We start from the raw sequence: 14,843 nt of genomic DNA on the forward strand, positions 1-14,843 counted from the left end.
GCGGCATCGCTGCGCGCGTCCGGGACGAGAAGGCTAGCTCGCCGCCTTGAGCAGCCGGTCCGCGGCCGCCCTCGCCTCGGCGGTGATCTCGGCGCCCGCCAGCATGCGGGCGATCTCCTCGCGGCGGTGGTCGGCGACGAGCGTGTTGACGCGTGTGGCGACGCGCTTGCCCTTGTCCAGCGCATCCTTGGAGATCAAGAGATGCTGGTCGGCGCGGGCGGCGACCTGCGGGGCGTGGGTCACGGCCATCACCTGGACCTTGCCGGCAAGCCGCGCCAGCCGCCCGCCGATGGCATCCGCCACCGCGCCGCCCACCCCCGTGTCGATTTCGTCGAACACGAGCGTCGGCGCCGAGCCGCGGTCGGACAGCACGACCTTGAGCGCCAGCAGGAAGCGCGACAGCTCGCCGCCGGAGGCGACCTTCATCATCGGCCCCGGCTTGGTGCCCGGATTGGTCTGCACCCAGAACTCGACGCGGTCGAACCCTTGCGGCCCCGGAGCGGCCTCGTCGGTCGCGACCTGGGTCATGAATTTTGCGCGTTCGAGCTTGAGCGGGGCGAGCTCGGCGTTGACGGCCTTGTTGAGCTTCTCGGCCGATTTCTGCCGCACCAGCGACAGCTTCTTCGCCGCAGTGGCATAGTGTGCATCGGCCTCGATCGCGGCCTGCCCCAGCTTTTTCAGACGCGAAGCACCGGCATCGATCAGCACGACGTCGGCGGCGTATTGGGCGGCGAGCGCCGCGAGCTGGTCCACCGGGGTCGAATATTTGCGCGAGGCGGCGCGGAGCGCAAACAGCCGCTCCTCGATGCGTTCGAGCTCGGCCGGATCGAAATCGGTTGCGGCAAGCGCGGCCAGGAGATGCTGGTCAGCTTCCTCCAGCGCGTTGATCGCGATGTCGATTGCCTTCACGGCAGGCTCGACCAGCGCCGGCGAATTGACGCCGCGGCGCTCCAGCCGGCGAACCGCGGCGGCGAGTGTTGCGACCGGCGAATGGTGGCCGCCGACCGCCTCTTGGGCCTCGCGCAGATCGGAGGCGATCTTCTCGCCCTGCATCATGGTGGTGCGGCGGTTGGCGAGCGACGTCTCCTCGCCCTCCTTGGGCGCGAGCTGCTTCAGCTCGTCGGAGGCATGGCGCAGATAGTCGGCCTCGCGCGCGGCGCGCTCCATGCCGACACGATGCTCTTCCAGCGCGGTGTTGGCGGTGCGGCGGGCATCCCAAAGCGTCTCCACGGCCGCGACGTCCTTTTCCAGCCCGGCAAAGGCATCGAGCAGGCGGCGGTGGGTGGCGGCATCGACCAGCGCGCGCTCGTCATGCTGGCCATGGATCTCGACCAGGGCGGCGCCGACTGCCTTCAGCGTCTGCACGCTGATCGATTGGTCGTTGATGAAGGCGCGGGTGCGGCCGTCAGCGAGCTGCACCCGGCGGAGAATCATCTCGCCGGTATCCTCCAGGCCGTTCTCGGCGAGGATTTTCGCTGCGGGGTGATTTTTGGGGATATCGAAGACGGCAGTGACCTGCCCCTGCTCCGCACCGTGGCGCACGAGACCAGCGTCACCGCGGCCGCCGAGCGCCAGTGCAAAGGCATCGAGCAGGATGGATTTGCCCGCACCGGTCTCGCCGGTCAAAACCGCAAGCCCGGTGGCGAATTCGATATCGAGCCGTTCGATCAGGACGATGTCACGGATCGACAGACGCGCCAGCATGGAACCAAATTTCCTAGCCGAGACCTATAGGCCTATCTTCTTGAAGGCCCTGCTCATCCAGGAACCCTGATTCTCGCTCGGTTCGAGACCACCGGATTTTACAAGATTATAGGCGTCTTTGTACCAGCGGCTGTCAGGAAAATTGTGGCCAAGCACGGCGGCCGCGGTCTGGGCCTCGCCGACGATGCCGATCGCCATATAGGATTCGGTCAACCGGTAGAGCGCCTCTTCGACATGGCGCGTGGTCTGGTACTGGGTGACGACGGTCTTGTAGCGGTTGATCGCCGCCGTGTAGTCGCGCTTCTGCGCGTAATAGCGGCCGACGTTCATTTCCTTGCCGGCGAGCTGGTCGCGCGCGCCCTCGATCTTGGCCTTGGCCGAGGTCGCATATTCGGAGGTCGGATATTTGCGCACCACCTCTTCCAGGGAGGCGATCGCCTTCTCGGTGCGGCTCTGGTCGCGGCTGATGTCCGGGATCTGGTCGTAATGCGAGGCGGCAATCAAATATTGCGCATAGGCCGCATCGGGGCTGCCGGGATGCAGCGTGACGTAGCGGGTGGCGGCGCCGATGCAGCCGTCATAGTCGCCGCCCTGGTAGGAGGCGTAAGCGGACATCAGCAGCGATTTGCGGGCCCAGTCGGAATAAGGATGCTGGCGGTCGACCTCTTCGAACTTCTTGTTCGCCGCCTTCATGTCCTTCTTCTCGTTCATGAGGTACAGGCCCTCATTGTAGATCTTGTCGGCGGGCTCCTCGGTGAAGGTGTCGTCCTTGGCGGTAAATTTGTCCCAGAGCGCGCCGGTGCCGCAGCCGGCCAGCGGCAGCGCGAGCACGACGAAGGTGGCGGCGTGAAGCAGTCCGCGGACTCGGGACGAGACCTCTCGGGACAAGACCTGGAGATATCCGCGCGTCATACGCTGTGCCGACATGAGTTTAAGCCCTGACGCCCTGTGATGCGGTGCCCGCCAGCCCATGAACCCCGTCATGGGCGCGAAATATAGCCGTGGCGCCTGCCATGCGACCACGCCGGTGTAACCGAAAAACGATCTTGAACCAACCGGATAGGCAGGCATTCCGCCCGGATTAAGGCGAATGCGCCGCAATCCTAGCCGATCATCGTTACCAGGAGTTTCCCGGAGAAAGCCGCCGATCAATCGCCTGAGCAGCGGATCAGGACACGTCCGGCCCGTAGGCCGCAGCGATCCGGCCGCCGACGATACCGCGACCGACTTCGCCCACGGGACGCGTGGTGCGGCGGACCGCCTCGCCCTCGACCACCCGCCAGGCGGTACGGTCGGCGAGCAGCGCGGTCAGGACGGCGTGGTTGAGCTTGTGGCCGCCACGCACCGAACGATAGGCGCCAAGCAGCGGCAGGCCGGCCAGCGCGAGGTCGCCGATCACGTCCAGCACCTTGTGGCGGGCACATTCGTCGGCGTAGCGCAGGCCCTCGGTGTTGAGCAGCCGCTCGTCGTCGAACACGACGGTGTTGTCGAAGGAGGCGCCGAGCGCGTAGCCCGCGCTCCAGAGCCGGGCGACGTCGCTCATCAGGCCGAAGGTCCGGGCTCGGCCGACTTCGCGGCGGAAACGTTCCGGGCTGAGGTCGAGGCCGTAGTTCTGCTGGCCGATGACGGGATTGGTGAAGTCGATCTCGACCTCGGCGCGGAAACCGTTGGCGTAGGGCCGGATTTCGCCGAAGGAGTCGCCGATCTTGACCGAGATCGGCTTCAAAACCTGAATGAAGCGGCGCTGCGCCGGCTGGGTGACGATGCCGGCCTGATCGATCGCCGCAATGAAGGCCGCGGCGCTGCCGTCCATGATCGGCACTTCCGGACCGTCGATCTCGATGGTGGCGTTGTCGACGCCCATGCCTCGCAGCGCAGCAAGCACATGCTCGGCGGTCGAAACCAGCGGGCCGTTGCGATCGCCGAGGACGGTGGCGAAGTCGGTCGCGATCACCTGATCGGCGGTCGCCTGAACTTCGCGGTCACTTCCCTCAAGGCCGGTGCGGACAAAAATAAAACCTGCGTCAACGGGCGCAGGCCCAAGCGTGAGAGTGACGGGAAGACCGGAGTGAACGCCCACGCCTGCCACAGAGGCTTGCGCACGAAGCGTTGTTTGCCGGCTAAATTTCATCAGGAACCGCCCCACTACGTACGACTCATTGCGACTTATACGAGACCCGACTAACTGGCCCTGGATAGACCGTCGAATCTCCGTATCCCCAAGTCACGCTGGACCATAGTCACTGCCTCAAACAGCGCCAACTCACGCTTTTTTACCGATTGTTACCCCAAACCTGCCGTATTCGCGCCAAGGCTTAACCAAATTGCGCCGAGTTTTGGAGCCGCTTCCGGCAGTTTTACTGAACCATCGAATACGTAATTAATGATTTAAAATCAGTTGCTTGGTCGCGCAACCCGGATATGCACGGGGCAAAAGGAAAGGTCCCGGCGAGCAGCTCGCCGGGACCTTTTTTCGTCTGCCTTATTGTAACAATCCTCAGGTCGCCTGACGCCGCAGGAAGGCCGGGATATCAAGATGGTCGTCGCCCTGTGGCGCCGGCGCAACAGGTGCCGGGCGGCCGTGCATGTCCAGGCCCTGCGGCGCGGGACGGCGGGCATACTCCGATACTGGCTCGCTGGCCGCGATCTGCTGCGCCACGGACTTCTGCGGGCGGCGATCGGGCAGCGGCGGCATCGCGGGACCGGCGGTGCGAGCGGCGATCGGCGCCTCGCTCTCCTCGTCGCGGCGGCCGAGGCCGACATTGGCGAGGCGCTGGAGCAGCGACAGGCGGGTCTTCTGCGGGGTCTCTTCTTCCACCTCGCCGCGGGCCTGGCGCAGCTCGGCCTGGGCCGGCATCGGCAGTTCCTCGATCCGCGGCATCCGCGGCGCGCGGACCGGTGCACGCTCGGCCTGCGGCGGGATGAAGTTTTCGGGTGTCATCGGCTCCTGCATCGCGATCGGGGCCATGTCAGGCTCCGGGAACAGGGTCGGCTTCTGCGCGATCGGGCGCACGGTGACGTCGCCATAGGTCTGCATCGGCGCAGGCGCGTGCGGGACTTCGGCAACGGCAGCGGCGATGGCGGCGAGCGCAGCGCGCTCGACATTGGGACGCGGCGCGACAGGCGCAGCGGCCGGGGTCTGCGCTTCCAGCTTCTGGGCACGTTCGGCCAAACGCTGGTTATCGGCACGCAGACGCGCGGTCAGGTCGGCGAGACGGCTCTCGGCAGCAGCGGCCGGAGCAGCTGGAGCCTGCTGCACCTGCTGCGGTGCCGCGTTCGCAACCGGAGTGCTGGTGGTCTGGCTGTTGCGGGCGATCGCGGCCTGCTCGATGCCGGTGGCAACGACCGAGACGCGGATCAGGCCGTCGAGCGCTTCGTCGAAGGTCGCGCCGACGATGATGTTGGCGTCCTGGTCGACTTCCTCGCGGATACGGGTCGCGGCTTCGTCGACCTCGAACAGCGTGAGGTCCTTGCCGCCGGTGATGGAGATGAGGAGGCCCTTGGCACCCTTCATCGAGCTGTCGTCGATCAGCGGGTTGGCGATCGCAGCTTCAGCGGCGGTCAGCGCGCGCTTGTCGCCGGAAGCTTCGCCCGTGCCCATCATCGCCTTGCCCATCTCACGCATCACGGCGCGGACGTCGGCGAAGTCGAGGTTGATCAGGCCTTCCTTGACCATCAAATCGGTGATGCAGGCGACGCCCGAGTAGAGCACCTGGTCGGCCATCGCGAAGGCGTCGGCAAAGGTGGTCTTCTCGTTGGCGACCCGGAACAGGTTCTGGTTCGGGATGATCAGCAGCGTGTCGACGACCTTGTGCAGCTCGTTGATGCCGGCCTCAGCGGTGCGCATGCGGCGGCCGCCCTCGAAGTGGAACGGCTTGGTCACGACGCCGACGGTGAGGATGCCCATCTCGCGCGCGATCTTGGCGATGACGGGAGCAGCGCCGGTGCCGGTGCCGCCGCCCATGCCGGCGGTGACGAACACCATGTTGGCGCCGGAGAGATGGTCGCGGAGTTCGTCCATCACCTCTTCGGCCGCGGCCGCGCCGACGACCGGCTGCGAGCCGGCGCCAAGGCCTTGCGTGGCGGCCGTGCCCATCTGCACGATGCGCTGCGCCTTCGACATCGTCAGCGCCTGCGCGTCGGTGTTGGCGACCACGAAGTCGACGCCCTGGAGGCCGGCCGTGATCATGTTGTTGACGGCGTTGCCGCCGGCGCCGCCGACGCCGAACACGGTGATGCGGGGCTTCAACTCGTGAATATCAGGAACGTTGATGCTGATGGTCATGTTTGCCTCTCGATCACGTGCGCGTGGGTTCGCCCCGGCCGTCGGCCGCGGGAGTTGGTGAAAATCGAAGATTGCGGAAAGCGGTCATCAGAAGCCCTCGCGTAGCCATCGTCCGACCTTTCCGAAATATCCGCCGGTTCCCGTTCTGACCTGCTGCCGCGTATGCCGCGGTTCGACATGTTCCTGGTGAACATATTGCGGGTAGACGAGGAGTCCGGCCGGCACCGCGAACGCGGCGTTCTTCGCCTCGTTGGGCAGCCGGCCGAAGCCGAGCGGACGACCGACCCGCACGGGCCGGCCGAGAATCTGGGTTCCGAGTTCGACGAGGCCGGTCAGCTGCGAGGCGCCGCCGGAGAGCACGACGCGGCCGTTCGGCTCTGAGGCGAAGGGCGAATCCTTCAGCTTGTCCCGAACCATTTCGAAGACTTCCTCGGCACGGTGCTTGACGATATTGGCGATGGTGGCGCGGGAGACGATCTGCGGCAGATCCTGCTCGTCACCGGCTGTCGGCACAGACATCAGCTCACGCGAGTCCGATCCGCCGGTGATGACGGTCCCGTATAACGTCTTGATTCGCTCGGCATCGGCAATGGTCGCGGAGAGTCCGCGCGCGAGATCCATCGTGATGTGTTGCCCGCCGACCGCAAAACCGGCCGCGTGCACGAAGCGGCCGCCGGCATAGACCGCGATCGTGGTGGTGCCCGCGCCCATCTCGACGACGGCGGCGCCGAGATCGGCCTCGTCGTCGGTCAGCACCGACAGGCCGGCCACATAGGGGCTCGCCGCCATGGCTTCGACATTAATGTGGCAACGCTCGACCGCCAGCATCAGGTTCCGCGCCACGGTGGCGTCGCAGGTGACGACGTTCATGTCGACACCGAATTGATGGGCGACCATGCCGCGGGGATCGCGGATGCCCTTGACGCCGTCGAGCGTGTAGCCGACCGGCAGCGCGTGCAGCACGGTGCGGCCCTCGCCGGTGGCATGGCGCATGCCGGTGGAGGTGACGCGGCTGACATCGGCCGGCGTCACGGCGCCGCCGCGGATATCGGCGGCAGCCTCGACCAGCTGGCCGGACAGCCGGCCGCCTGAGACGGACAGCAGCACGGAATCAACCCGCACCTTGGCCATTTTCTCCGCAAGCCCGACGGCCTGGCGCACTGCCTGCTCGCATTCGCCGAGATCGACCACCGCGCCGGCCTTCATGCCGCGCGACTGGATCTGGCTGTAACCGATCAATTCCACCGCATGGGTGCGGTCGCGCAGGGCTTCGCTCGGCGCCGACGGCTTCAGCCGCGCGATCATGCAGGCGATCTTGCTGGTGCCGATGTCGAGGCAGGCGACGAGGCCGCCGCGCTTGTGCGGCATCGGGCGCGTCTTCGGCGTCTGGGTGCGATCAAGACCGGTCATGCGGCGTCCCCGGCCTTCTTTTTCTTCTTGTCCTTGAACAGGTCTTCGCGCGACTTGGCGGCGTCGTCGGAGAGCTGCACCACCAGGCGATCGGGCAGGCGCATGTCGACGGCGACGATGTCGCGGGAGAACAGCCTGTCCTCCTTGTCGAGCCTGGACAACATCGCCAGCGCGTTGCCGACGTCCTGCTCGGGCAGGCGGATGTCGAGGCCGTCCTTGAGCCGGAGGTTCCAGCGCCGCTCGCCGACATAGATCGCGGCCTTGGTCAGCGCATTGACCTGCGGATAGCGCGCCAATAGCGCCAGGAAATCGCGCGCCTGCGTGTCGGCGCCCTTGCCGACCACGAGCGGCAGCGACAGGAACCGGCGCGAGACATAGGGCTCGAGCACGGCGCCGTCGTCGGCGATGACGGAGAGCCGGCCGGCCTCCTGCCACAGCGCGAAGGCCTGGCGCTCGGTGATGTCGATCATGAGCCGGCCCGGATAGAGCTTCAGCACGGTCGCATCCGCGATCCAGGGATTGGCCTTGAGCTTCTCGCGCACGACGTCTGCATCGAGGAACAGCAGCGAGGAACGGCCGCTGACGCCGCCGATCGCCAGGATCTCGTCCTGGCTGAGCTGCTTGCGGCCGTTGATCGCGACGGAGGTGATGCGGAAGCCGGCGGAATTGGCCATCGCGTTGCGGGCATCGCTGACCGCGGTGATGAAATCCTGGAGATGGCCGCCCTTGACGATGCCGAAGCCGCAGCTGCCGATCAGCAGCAGCACGGTCATCGTGATTCCGACCCGGCGCGGCGCATAACGCTCGACCAGCGCGACCAGGCGCGGCGGCGGCTCCCGCTCGATGACGGCCTTGGCTTTGCTCTTCGCGGCAGCGCGCTTGGCGTGAAGTCTTTCCTGGCGCCTGTCCTGCACCCACTCGCGCAGAAGCACGACCGCTCCGATAGCGGCCGCCTTCAGGTCAGCTTGGGGCCTCAGCGATCTGAAAAGCGACCGGGTGAGGCTTCCTGCACCATCCATTGCACGAGCTCGTCAACAGTTTGCCCGCAACACCGCGCGGGTCCTGGCGAACATGACGTCTCGGTCTTGCCGGGCCGGGTACTGGTCTTCAGCAGAAGAAGCCTCTCCCCATCAAAGCGCTTGCTGGAGGTGACATCACCCGAAACAGCTCACGCGCCGGCAGCCCAAAACGCCATATGCGCCGCCAGCGTTAACCTTCGGATGTCCTGGTAAACAAAAGGTAAAGTTCGTTAACGCGGAATGCGTTTTGCCCAGGCATGTGAGGCATTTATGCCGCGATGTCCGGCATTTTACCGGTTTTGGGTTCCAAAACCGGCCGTTTCGCCCCTGCGGCCGTTAACCAATCCTAATTATTTTCGCGCGCCCCGCCCGGCGAGCTCGACCAGGCCGCGCAGGAAGTCGACGAACTCGATGCCCTCGGCCTTCAGCGCCTTGGGGTAGAGCGAGGACTTGGTCAGCCCGGGCAGCGTGTTGGTCTCGAGATAGACCAGGCCCTTGTCCGAAACGATGAAGTCCGAGCGTGAATAGCCGGTGCAGGACATCGCCCGGTGCGCGAGCATGGCCTGCTCCCTCAGCGCGGTCGTGATCTCGGGCGTGAAACGGCCGGGGCAGATCTCCTGGGTCGACTTCAAGAGATATTTTGCGGCGTAGTCGAAACTGCCCTCGCCCGGAATGATCTCGATCGGCGGCAGCGCGATGACCGAGCCGTCGGTGCGCTCCAGCACGGCGCAGGTGGCCTCGACGCCGGCGATGTAGGGCTCGATCACGTACTCCTCGTGCCTGGCGGCATTGCGGACGGCGACGAGGTCCTGCTTCGCGTTGACAAAGATCAGGCCGTAGCTCGACCCGTCCCGCGCCGGCTTGGCGATCAACCTTCCGTATTCGGCGAAGGCCTCGTCGATATGATCCAGCGCAATGTTGGCCGGCGGCGTCACGCCGCCGAGCGCGGCGAAATGCTTGGCCGCGATCTTGTCGAAGGCGAGATGCGATGAGGCCGAGCCCGAGCCGGTGAACGGCACGCCGCGCGCCTCGCACATCACCTGCAATTCGCCGTTCTCCGCGCGCCCGCCATGCAGGCCGAGCACGAGCACGCGATCTTCCGCCTTGGCCTGGTCAAGCGCCTGCGCCAGCGGAATGCCACGCGTGCCGGGCTTGAACTCGTCCTCGAACGGACGGGCATGCTCAAGCAGCTGCTTTGACTGCACCACATGCACCTTGTCCTCGACGTCCCACCACCAGAGATCGGCCTCGGGCAGCGCCTGATGCAGCGCCTGGGCCGAGGCGACCGAAACCAGACGCTCGCGGTTGGAGCCGCCGAAGAGGATGGTGATGCGCATGTTCTCTCGTCGCTTGTCCAAGTGTTAGCCGGGAATTCCGATCCGCTTGATTTCCCAGTGCAGCTCAATTCCGGAATTCGCCTTCACGCGTTCGCGCACGGTCTCGCCCAGCGTCTCGATGTCGTGCGCGGTGGCGTCGCCCGTGTTGATCAGGAAATTGCAGTGCATCTCCGAGACCTCAGCGCCGCCGACGCGCAGGCCGCGGCAGCCGGCGGCGTCCACCAGCTTCCAGGCGGAATGACCGGGCGGATTCTTGAAGGTCGAGCCGCCGGTCTTTTCGCGGATCGGCTGCGCGGTCTCGCGGTGGCTTTGCACCTCCGCCATGCGCGCGCGGATCGCATCAATATCCCTGATCTCGCCGCGAAACCGCGCGGAGGTGAAGACGATGGCGGGATCAACGCCGCTGTTGCGGTAGACGAACTTCATGTCGGCGTTAGAGAAGACGTGCTTCGTGCCGTCGCGGCCGACGCCGCGCGCTTCGATCAGCACATCCTTGGTCTCGCCGCCATTGGCCCCCGCATTCATGCGCAGCGCACCGCCGATGGTGCCGGGAATGCCGAAGTAGAATTCGAGCCCGCCGATATTGGCGGAGGCCGCGACCTCCGCGACGCGCTTGTCGAGCGCGGCCGCGCCTGCCGTGACGACATCGCCGCTGGCACTCGCCTCGCCAAAGGCACGCGGGGCGAGACGGATCACGACGCCAGCAATGCCGCCGTCGCGCACGATCAAATTGGAGCCGACGCCGACGACGTAGACGGGGATGTCGGACGCGAGATGCGCGAGGAAATAAGCGAGATCGTCCTCGTCCGCCGGCGTGAACAGCACCTGCGCCGGACCGCCGACGCGAAACCAGGTGAGCTCGGTGAGCGACTGGTTCGCCAACAGCCGGCCGCGGAGTTGCGGCATCGCGGCTTTGAGCGAGGGTGTGATGTCGGGAAACCCCACCGCCCTACCCCAGCGCCTTCAATTCGCCAGGCAGTGCATACGCCCATTGCGTGATGTTGCCGGCGCCAAGGCACACGACGAGATCACCCGACTTCGCCAGTCCCTTGACGATGCCTGCAAGCTCCGACGCTGCCGGCAGCGGCACCACCTCGCGGTGACCGTGCGCGCGCAGGCCCGCGACGAAATGGTCGCGATCGATGCCGTCGATCGGTGTCTCGCCGGCGGCATAGACGTCAGCGACAACAACCGCATCGGCATCGTTGAAGCAGGTACAAAATTCCTCGAACAGCGATTGCAGGCGGGTGTAGCGATGCGGCTGAACCACGGCGATGATCTTGCCGTTGCTGGATTCCCGCGCCGCCTTCAACACGGCTGCGATCTCGACCGGGTGATGGCCGTAATCGTCGATCACGGTGACGCCGTTCCACTCGCCTGTCTTGGTGAAGCGGCGCTTGACGCCGCCGAAGCCGGCAATCGCCTTGCGGATCGCCTCGTCGGACACGCCGAGCTCGCGCGCGACCGCAATCGCGGCCGTCGCGTTGGAGGCGTTGTGGCGACCCGGCATCGGCAGCATGAGATCGGCGATCTCGTGCACGGCGCCCGTCTTGCGATCGCGGAAGGCGACCTTGAACTTGGAGCCACCACCCATCGGGGTGAGATCGACGAACCGCACATCGGCCTGCGGATTCTCGCCATAGGTGATGATGCGGCGATCCTCGATCTTGCCGACCAGGCTCTGCACCACGGGATGATCGATACACATCACGGCAAAGCCATAGAACGGCAGATTCTCGACGAAGCTTCGGAACGCATCCTGCACGGCCTCGAACGTTTTGAAGTGGTCGAGATGCTCGGGATCGACATTGGTGACGATCGCGACATCGGTCGGCAACTTCAGGAACGTGCCGTCGCTCTCGTCGGCTTCGACCACCATCCAGTCGCCGGCACCTAACCGCGCGTTCGAGCCATACGCATTGATGATGCCGCCGTTGATCACGGTGGGATCGAGCCCGCCGGCATCGAGCAGGGTTGCGACCATCGTGGTCGTGGTGGTCTTGCCATGCGTGCCGGCGATGGCGACGCAGCTCTTCAGCCGCATCAGCTCGGCTAGCATCTCGGCGCGGCGCACCACGGGAATGCGGCGTTCGCGCGCCGCCATCAGTTCCGGATTGTCGCGCTTGATCGCGGTGGAGACGACGACGACCTCGGCACCGTCGACATTCTCGGCCTTGTGGCCGACCGAGACCTTTGCGCCATTCTTGCGCAGACGGTCGAGATTGTAATTGTCGGAGGCATCCGAGCCTTGCACGGGATAGCCGAGATTGAGCAGCACCTCGGCGATTCCGCTCATGCCGATCCCGCCGATCCCGACGAAGTGGATGGGTCCGATCTCGCGCGGCAGTCTCATGCTTTATCCCGCTGTTCCGTCGTCATGCCCGGGCTCGTCCCGGGCATCCACGAATCTTAGCGTCTTTCTTGCAAGACGTGGATGGCCGGGACAAGCCCGGCCATGACGGTAAAACTAAGGAAATTCGGGGTTTCGCGTCAGATTCCCGCGACTTTGACCACCAGATCGGCGAGCCGCTCGGCGGCGTCGAGCCGGCCGGCGCCGCGGGCGGCCTCGGCCATGGCGGCAAGGCGTGCAGGCTCGGCGGCGAAGGCGGAGATCTCGGACGCCAGCCGGTTGGAGGTGAACTCGGTCTGCGGGATGCGGATGGCGCCGTCGACCTTGGCCAGCACGCCGGCATTGGCGAACTGGTCTTGGTCGATCGAGCCCGGCAGCGGCACCAGGATCGAGGGCCGCCCGATCGCGGCGAGCTCGGCCACGGTGCCGGCGCCGGAACGCGACACGATCAGGTGGTTGGAGGCGAGCCGTGCCGGCAGATCGGTGAAGAACGGCGCCAGCTCCGCATTGATCTTGAGCTTGTCGTAGACCGCGCGCACGCGCGCCATGTCCTCGTCGCGCACCTGCTGGGTGAGGACCAGCCGGCCCCACAGCGCGGATTCGAGCCGTTCGATGGCCCCCGGCACGATGTCGGCCATGATGCGCGCGCCCTGGCTGCCACCGACGACGAGCAGACGGAGCGGGCCGTTCACCTCGGGCGCGACATAAGGCACGGCCGCCGCAGCGAGCACCGCCGGCCGCATCGGCGTGCCGACCGTCGTGGTCCTGGCCGAGAGCGCGGGATCGCGATCGAGCACGCCGGGCAAGGACGTTGCGATCGCACGGACGCGGCTCGACAGGAACCGGTTGGCGCGACCGAGCACCGCATTGGCGTCGTGGATGATGCTGGGTACGCCCGCGAATTTTGCCGCGACCAGCGGCGGCAATGTCGGATAGCCACCGAAGCCGACAACGGCGACGGGCTTCAATCGCTTGATCAGGCGGTAGGCGGACAACGTACCGGTGGCGAGCGTGAGGCCGGCGTAAGCGAGCTGCAACGGATTGCGCCCACGCGCGGTCTCGCTTGCGACCACGTCGATCATGTCCTTGCTGAACAGACCGCTATAGCGCAGCGCCCGGTCGTCGGTGACGAGGCGGACACGAAAGCCGCGCCGGATCAGCTCGACGCCGAGCGCCTCGGCCGGAAACAGATGACCGCCGGTGCCGCCCGCGGCGAGAAGAATCAGGGGGGAAGTGTTCATAAACGCCCTTTTACAAGGCCTTTGCCGTCATTGCGAGCCGGCTACACGGTGCGTGCCCCGGGCGTAGCGCAGCGCGCCGCTCTTCGCGGCGTGATGCGCTGCTGAACCGGGGCCCACGCTAGCGGCGTTCTGGGTCCCGGATCTGCGCTTCGCTTGTCCGGGATACGCGTGGCTACGCGTAACTGCGCATCGCGTCGGCGTGGCCGGTTGCCTCGACCTCGGTGCGCGGTCGCAGCCGCGTCAGGGCCAGCATCATGCCGACGCCATAGGCCAGCGACACGATCGAGGAGCCGCCGTAGGAAATGAACGGCAGCGTCATGCCCTTGGCGGGAATGAGCTGCAGGTTGACCGACATGTTGATCGCCGCCTGCACGCCGAACAGGATCGCTAGCCCCGAGGCCGCGAAGCGCGAGAACATGTCCTCATTGGCATAGGCCCGCGACAGCGTGCGGATGACGACGAAGGCGAACAGCGCCAGCATGGCGAGGCACAGGATGATGCCGAACTCTTCGGCAGCAACCGCGAACACGAAGTCGGTATGGCTGTCCGGCAGGCTGCGTTTTGCAATGCCCTCGCCCGGTCCGAGGCCGAACCATCCGCCGTTGTAGAAGGCTTCCATGGCGGTATCGACCTGGAACGTGTCGCCGGAGGCCGGGTTCATGAAGCGCTTGATGCGGCCGGCGACGTGCGGGACGAACAGATAGGCGCTGAACAGGCCGGCCGACGCGGCACCCGCGAGGCCGAACACCCAGATCATGCGCATGCCCGCGATGAAGAACAGCGAGCCCCACACCATCAGGATCAGCATGGTCTGGCCGAAATCCGGCTCCATCACCAGCAGCGAGACCAGCATCAACAGCAGCACCAGCGCCATCGAGGTCGCCGGCATCTCCGGCCGCTTGGTCGATTCCGCGAACAGCCACGCCGCGATGACGACGAACGATGGCTTTGCGATTTCGGAGGCCTGGATGTTGACGCCGATCAGCGTGATCCAGCGCCGCGAGCCCTTCACCTCGGGTCCGATCGCGAGCGTGAGCACGATCAGGATGATGCTGAGCGTGAAGATGATCAGCGCGCTGCGGCGGATCGCGCGCGGCGACAGGAAGGAGACCCCGAGCAGCACCATGAAGGACGGCGCCAGGAACATCACATGGCGGCTGAAGAAGTGGAAGGGATCGAGCCCGATGCGGGTCGCGACCGGCGGGCTCGCCGCCAGCGACAGGATGACGCCGGTCAGCATCAGCACCAGGATCGCACCGAGCAGCAGCTTGTCGACGGTCCACCACCACTCGGAAAAGGGGGTGCGTTCTTCACGGGAGAGCATGGGCGGCCGCTTTCGGACAGAGATCGTCCATTGGTCGCCGAGGTTGGTTACCGCTGGGTTAAGGAAATGTGGATGTTTCGAGATGACCTCCGCTGCCGCCACAAAACACACTGTCATGCCCGGCTTGACCGGGGCATCCAGTACGCTGCGGCCTTTCGGCTCAAGCGCCGTCT

The 14,843-nt window shown here is 65.9% G+C and carries 11 protein-coding genes; all 11 read right to left on the minus strand.

Annotated features, from left to right (window positions below):
• Positions 1 to 33: 33 nt before the first annotated feature.
• Positions 34 to 1,704 carry a DNA repair protein RecN gene (recN, locus tag B5V03_RS22565; protein ID WP_129272587.1) on the minus strand — a complete coding sequence of 557 codons (1,671 nt, stop codon included), beginning with the start codon at positions 1,702 to 1,704 and terminating at the stop codon, positions 34 to 36.
• Positions 1,705 to 1,728: 24 nt separating this feature from the next.
• Positions 1,729 to 2,631 carry an outer membrane protein assembly factor BamD gene (locus B5V03_RS22570; protein ID WP_129272588.1) on the minus strand — a complete coding sequence of 301 codons (903 nt, stop codon included), beginning with the start codon at positions 2,629 to 2,631 and terminating at the stop codon, positions 1,729 to 1,731.
• 241 nt (positions 2,632 to 2,872) lie between these two features.
• The gene (gene lpxC, locus B5V03_RS22575) at positions 2,873 to 3,835 is read right to left on the minus strand and encodes a UDP-3-O-acyl-N-acetylglucosamine deacetylase (protein ID WP_129272589.1); all 963 of its coding nucleotides are present in this window, start codon (positions 3,833 to 3,835) and stop codon (positions 2,873 to 2,875) included.
• A gap of 366 nt (positions 3,836 to 4,201) precedes the next feature.
• Entirely contained in the window at positions 4,202 to 5,989 is a 1,788-nt protein-coding gene (ftsZ, locus tag B5V03_RS22580) for a cell division protein FtsZ (protein WP_129272590.1), read from the minus strand.
• 87 nt (positions 5,990 to 6,076) lie between these two features.
• A complete protein-coding gene (ftsA, locus tag B5V03_RS22585; protein ID WP_129272591.1) occupies positions 6,077 to 7,399 on the minus strand; it encodes a cell division protein FtsA in 1,323 nt (440 codons plus the stop codon).
• Positions 7,396 to 8,418, minus strand: a complete 1,023-nt coding sequence (locus tag B5V03_RS22590) for a cell division protein FtsQ/DivIB (protein WP_129272592.1) — start codon at positions 8,416 to 8,418, stop codon at positions 7,396 to 7,398. The genes ftsA and B5V03_RS22590 overlap by 4 nt, the downstream gene beginning before the upstream one ends.
• 350 nt (positions 8,419 to 8,768) lie before the next feature.
• Positions 8,769 to 9,755 (minus strand): D-alanine--D-alanine ligase family protein, encoded by a 987-nt coding sequence (locus B5V03_RS22595; protein ID WP_129272593.1) that lies wholly within the window; start codon positions 9,753 to 9,755, stop codon positions 8,769 to 8,771.
• Between the two features lie 24 nt (positions 9,756 to 9,779).
• Positions 9,780 to 10,700, minus strand: a complete 921-nt coding sequence (gene murB / locus B5V03_RS22600) for a UDP-N-acetylmuramate dehydrogenase (protein ID WP_129272594.1) — start codon at positions 10,698 to 10,700, stop codon at positions 9,780 to 9,782.
• A gap of 4 nt (positions 10,701 to 10,704) precedes the next feature.
• Positions 10,705 to 12,108, minus strand: a complete 1,404-nt coding sequence (gene murC, locus B5V03_RS22605; protein WP_129272595.1) for a UDP-N-acetylmuramate--L-alanine ligase — start codon at positions 12,106 to 12,108, stop codon at positions 10,705 to 10,707.
• Positions 12,109 to 12,245: 137 nt separating this feature from the next.
• Positions 12,246 to 13,346 carry an undecaprenyldiphospho-muramoylpentapeptide beta-N-acetylglucosaminyltransferase gene (murG, locus tag B5V03_RS22610; protein WP_129272596.1) on the minus strand — a complete coding sequence of 367 codons (1,101 nt, stop codon included), beginning with the start codon at positions 13,344 to 13,346 and terminating at the stop codon, positions 12,246 to 12,248.
• A 172-nt stretch (positions 13,347 to 13,518) separates the two neighbouring features.
• A complete protein-coding gene (gene ftsW / locus B5V03_RS22615; protein ID WP_129272597.1) occupies positions 13,519 to 14,670 on the minus strand; it encodes a putative lipid II flippase FtsW in 1,152 nt (383 codons plus the stop codon).
• Positions 14,671 to 14,843: the final 173 nt, after the last annotated feature.

The organism is Bradyrhizobium betae, assembly GCF_004123905.1.
GTDB lineage: Bacteria > Pseudomonadota > Alphaproteobacteria > Rhizobiales > Xanthobacteraceae > Bradyrhizobium > Bradyrhizobium betae_A.

Coding starts and splice junctions, on each gene's coding strand:
- recN (WP_129272587.1), bottom strand. CDS start 1,704: ATGCTGGCGCGTCTGTCGATCCGTGACATCGTCCTGATCGAACGGCTC.
- B5V03_RS22570 (WP_129272588.1), bottom strand. CDS start 2,631: ATGTCGGCACAGCGTATGACGCGCGGATATCTCCAGGTCTTGTCCCGA.
- lpxC (WP_129272589.1), bottom strand. CDS start 3,835: ATGAAATTTAGCCGGCAAACAACGCTTCGTGCGCAAGCCTCTGTGGCA.
- ftsZ (WP_129272590.1), bottom strand. CDS start 5,989: ATGACCATCAGCATCAACGTTCCTGATATTCACGAGTTGAAGCCCCGC.
- ftsA (WP_129272591.1), bottom strand. CDS start 7,399: ATGACCGGTCTTGATCGCACCCAGACGCCGAAGACGCGCCCGATGCCG.
- B5V03_RS22590 (WP_129272592.1), bottom strand. CDS start 8,418: ATGGATGGTGCAGGAAGCCTCACCCGGTCGCTTTTCAGATCGCTGAGG.
- B5V03_RS22595 (WP_129272593.1), bottom strand. CDS start 9,755: ATGCGCATCACCATCCTCTTCGGCGGCTCCAACCGCGAGCGTCTGGTT.
- murC (WP_129272595.1), bottom strand. CDS start 12,108: ATGAGACTGCCGCGCGAGATCGGACCCATCCACTTCGTCGGGATCGGC.
- murG (WP_129272596.1), bottom strand. CDS start 13,346: ATGAACACTTCCCCCCTGATTCTTCTCGCCGCGGGCGGCACCGGCGGT.
- ftsW (WP_129272597.1), bottom strand. CDS start 14,670: ATGCTCTCCCGTGAAGAACGCACCCCCTTTTCCGAGTGGTGGTGGACC.